The sequence below is a fragment of the Streptomyces sp. ICN903 genome, from assembly GCF_022015835.1.
GTDB lineage: Bacteria > Actinomycetota > Actinomycetes > Streptomycetales > Streptomycetaceae > Streptomyces > Streptomyces fenghuangensis.
On sequence record NZ_JAKMAY010000413.1, the window covers coordinates 1 to 4,123 of the forward strand.

The 4,123-nt window shown below is 73.9% G+C and carries 2 protein-coding genes and 1 pseudogene; all 3 read right to left on the minus strand.

The annotated features are described in order from the left end of the window. A pseudogene (locus L7D48_RS26840) lies at window positions 1-387 on the minus strand (cellulose-binding protein); the annotation flags it as partial. Between the two features lie 239 nt (window positions 388-626). Continuing rightward, window positions 627-3,026, minus strand: a complete 2,400-nt coding sequence (locus L7D48_RS26845; protein WP_237883387.1) for an SUKH-4 family immunity protein — start codon at window positions 3,024-3,026, stop codon at window positions 627-629. Between the two features lie 6 nt (window positions 3,027-3,032). Next, the gene (locus L7D48_RS26850; RefSeq protein WP_237883389.1) at window positions 3,033-4,037 is read right to left on the minus strand and encodes an SMI1/KNR4 family protein; all 1,005 of its coding nucleotides are present in this window, start codon (window positions 4,035-4,037) and stop codon (window positions 3,033-3,035) included. Window positions 4,038-4,123 lie beyond the last annotated feature (86 nt).

Consider the following 4,123-nt stretch of genomic DNA (forward strand, 5'->3'; position numbering starts at 1 on the left):
CCGCCGCACCCGGGCCGCACCCTCGTGCGCCCCCTCCCGCCGAGCCCGGGCCTCGGCCTGCGCCCGCTCCAGCACCCGGCGCGACTCCTCACGCGCCCGCTCCCGCAACTCCCCGGCCTCGGCCTCCGCCTCGGACAGGATCAGCCGGGCCCGCTCGCCCAGCGCCTCGTACGTCTGCGGGGGCAGCGCGGCGACCACCCCCCGCAGCCGGTCCGCCTCCGCCTCCAGCTCACCGGCCAGCACCCCCAGCCGGTCCAGGCGCTCCCGCGCCTCCTCCAGATCCCCGTAGAGCCCGCTGGTGAAGCGGTCGACCTGATCGGGCCGGTAACCGCGGCCCCGTACGACGGCGAAACCATGAGGCGACCTGGACGCGGACGACGCAGACATCGTGAACCCCAACCTTCACACAATCCGGCGGACATCCCACCCAGCATGCGCCATGAGACCCCACACGCCGCAACCGACACAAACCATGCGAACACCCGCGGAAGCATGATCCTCCCGGCACGCCCCCCGACCGGAGGAACAGCACGGGAACAGCGGTGCCCGGCCCCCGCTCGGCGGGGACCGGGCACGAACGCACCGGCGAAGACCGGGAAAGGCGACCGGCGACCACGGCGAGGCGGCTACAGCAACCCGTCCCACATCTGCTCGAGCAGCACCGACCACCAGTTCTCCGGACCGGCCAGAGCCGCCGGATCCAGACACGCCAGCATCCCCTGGAAATCCACCGTCCAGCGGCCCGCCTGCTCCGGCGTCAGCCCGTACCGCAGCCGCCACATCCGGCCCAGCAGCGCCAGACACCGCACGAACTCCGGCAGACCGCTGTTGACGAACTGCGCCGCCGCCGGCCCCCCGCCCGCGGGAGCCTCCAGCGGCACCGCCACGATGTGCGCCGTGCCGTACTGCACGCACAACTGGCGCCCGTAGTCGTTGCCCATCACCAGATACGAGGCCGCGTCCGCCGCGGGCGCCACCCCGCGCTCCTGCGCCAGCTCCGCCAGCGTCGGCACCGGACGCCCGGGCTGCGCCTGCGCCCAGAAGAACGGGCCGAACTCCACCGGCAGACCCGCCCACATCAACGTCTGCGCCACCACGTCCGGCACACCCTGCCGGGAGACCGCACGCTGGTCGAAACGGAACACCGCCTGCGGCCCGAACGCCTGCACCAGCTCCTGCGCCACACCCTCCGGCCCGACCGGCGGCGCCGGCTGGAGCAGATGCGGCGGCGGCAGCGGCACCCGCACCGGCGCCGGACGCGCCGGACCGTCGGCCACCTGGTGCAACTCGCCCTGATGCTCTATCAGATGGCGCACACCCTGCCGGCGGGAGGCCACATCACGCCCGTACGGCGCGGTATGGCTGATCCGCACCTGGGGCCAGGACTCCCGCACCATCCGCGCGCAGTAACCACCGGGAACGTCACAGCACTCCAGCTCCGTGTGCAGCTCCAGCACCTGCTGCGGCGGAACGTTCATCGCCCGCAGCTCGTGCAGGATCTGCCACTCCGGATGCGGAGTGCCCGGAGCCGAACGACGGATCAGCTGCTGCTCGGAACCGTCCGGCGCGCGGTAGCGCAGCACCGCCATGTAACCCGGCCCGACCGTCGGCACACCGGACGGCTGCTGCGGATAGCCGTACGACGGCGCACCCGGCACAACCCCGGGCGCACCCGGAGCCCCCGGCGGCGGAGGAGTGCCCGGACCAGGAGCAGGACCGGCCGGGCCAGGACCTCCGGGGCCCGCCAGCATCGTCGCCGCATGGTGCACCCCGCCGCCCGGAGCGGCCGGAGCGCCCGGTGGGGGAGTACCGGCGCCCCCCTGGGCCGCCACCTCGTCCGCCGACACCAACTGCGTCGGCGCATAGGCCGCACCACCGGACGAACCCCCCGGCGAAGCCGCCCCCGCACCACCGGGACGCGCCCCCGGAACACCCGGTTCCCCGGGCGGCGGCGGCACGGACGGCCCACCGCCGCGCTTCGGCGCGCGGCTGGTGGTCACATCCCCAGGAACACCCGGAGCGCCGGGCGGCTGCGGAGCACCCGGCGGCGGGGGAGTCCCCGGAGCGGCCGGCGGAGGAGTACCGGGAGCACCGGGAGCACCGGGGCCGCCCGCAGACGGGTCGGCCAGCATCGTCGCCGCGTGGTGCACCCCGCCCGGCGGAGTCGCCGGAGCCGGCGGCCGCTGCGGCTGCCGGTCCCGCCCGTCGTCCCCGGCCCCCGGAACCCGCGCGCCACCCTGCGGCGAGCCACCCTGCGGCGAGCCCTGCGAACCATCCACCGCCGGGGCCACCGTCGTCCTCGGCAGCGCACTGCCCTCCGGCAGCAGCGCCGTCCTCGCCTCCGCGCTCCCCCCGGACGCCTGATCCGGCTCGCCGTCCTCGTCGTCACTCCCGCTGATCGGCGGCGCGAACACCGTCACCGGCGGCCGCACCGACCCCACACCGCTCCCGCTGCCGCTGGTGTCCGCCGCATCCCACGGCGAACCGGAACCGGGGTCGGAACCGGAAACCGGCGCAGGGGGAGGCGTGGGCGCGGAGGCGGGCGCGGGCTCCGGAGCGGACGAAGGCGCCGACGGCGCGGCCGACGGCGCGGAACCGCCCGACGACCCGCCCGACCCGTCCGAACCCCCCGGACCGGCGGCCTCACGGCGGTCCGGAATCCCCAACTGGTCCGCCGCCTCCTGCAACCACTCAGGCGGCGTCAGCAGAAACGACGTCGCCTCCAGATCCACCCGCCGCGGCGGATCCGCCGCCACCGGCCCGTCCGAAGCCCCGTACTCCTCCTCGTACCGCCGGATCACCTCACCCACCGGCAACGCCGGCCACAGCGTCGACTCACCGCTGTCCCGCGCGATCACCAGCCGCTGCCGGCCACCCCCCGACGACGGACCCCCCGGCCGGTCCTCCGCCCACGCCACGAAACCCAGATCGAACTCCCGCACCCGCACCTCACGGTGCTGATACGCCGGAACACCACCGTTGACCCAGCGCTCCGCACGCTCCTGCGCCTGCGCGAACGTCACCATCGAGCCTCACCCCTCCACCGGAACGGCACGGGCGAACCCGCCGTCCACCATCAGGCCGGCCACGGTCTCCAACTCCGGCGGATTACCCGCCAGCCGCAGCAGGAAGTCGTCGAAATCCGCACCGCACGGCAGCAGAAGCCCCGCCACCCGCTCCTGCACCGACAGCCCGTCCCGGTCCCGCGCATCGTCGTACGCGCAGAACCACACCGACCCCAGCGCCTCACCGCGCACCTTCACCGCGACGATCCCGCCCTGCACGAAGGCCACACCCAGATAGTCCTTCGTCAGGTGATCCCGCAGGCACTTGTTCACGTACACCAGATCATTGACCGCCGCCTCCTCACGCACCGTGAAGAACGGCTGATCCACCAGCAGCCCCAACTCCGCGTCCAGCGCCACCCCCGCCGGCGCACAACCACCCGCCGCCTTCAGGAACGACCGGTACGCCTCCGGCAGCCGGTACCCCAGAGCCTCCTCCGCGTCCAGCACCTGCTCCTCGGACACCGCCACACCGTGCGGCACCTCGAAGTGCACCGGACGCGTCTCCTGCAACGGCCGCGTCCCCCGCTTGCCGTGATCCACCACAGCCGTCGCCAGACCACCGTGATGCCGCAGCAGAGCCTTCACCTCCACCGGCACCAACTCCAGCCGGCGGCCACCCGCCACGTGATGCCACGTCCAGCCGTGCGGAGTCGCCACCGACGGCAACTCCGCCCACAACTCATGGCCCTCCGCATGCATCGCCGCGTTCGCCGACACATGGTCGGTCAACCGCAACTCGTCCCCGCCGAAACCCTCCGGCGGCTCCGCGATCTCCACCGCCGCACGCGCGAACGGCGAGAAATCCGGATAACCCCGCTCGTCCACCCGCACACCACCCGGATACCGGGCAGCCCGCACCGGATCCGGAAAACGCACGACCTGACCGGCATAGGCCGCGTTCGGCGGCGCGGACCCCTCCCCGGAACGAGAACCGGGAGAAACCCCCAACCCAGGCCTACCTGTCGTCATGGCGGTGCCCCCTGCTGGCAACTGGCTTACGGGCGCCGATGGGCGCTGACGAGCACAGCCTATGCGCAACCCCCGCCACCGGTCCC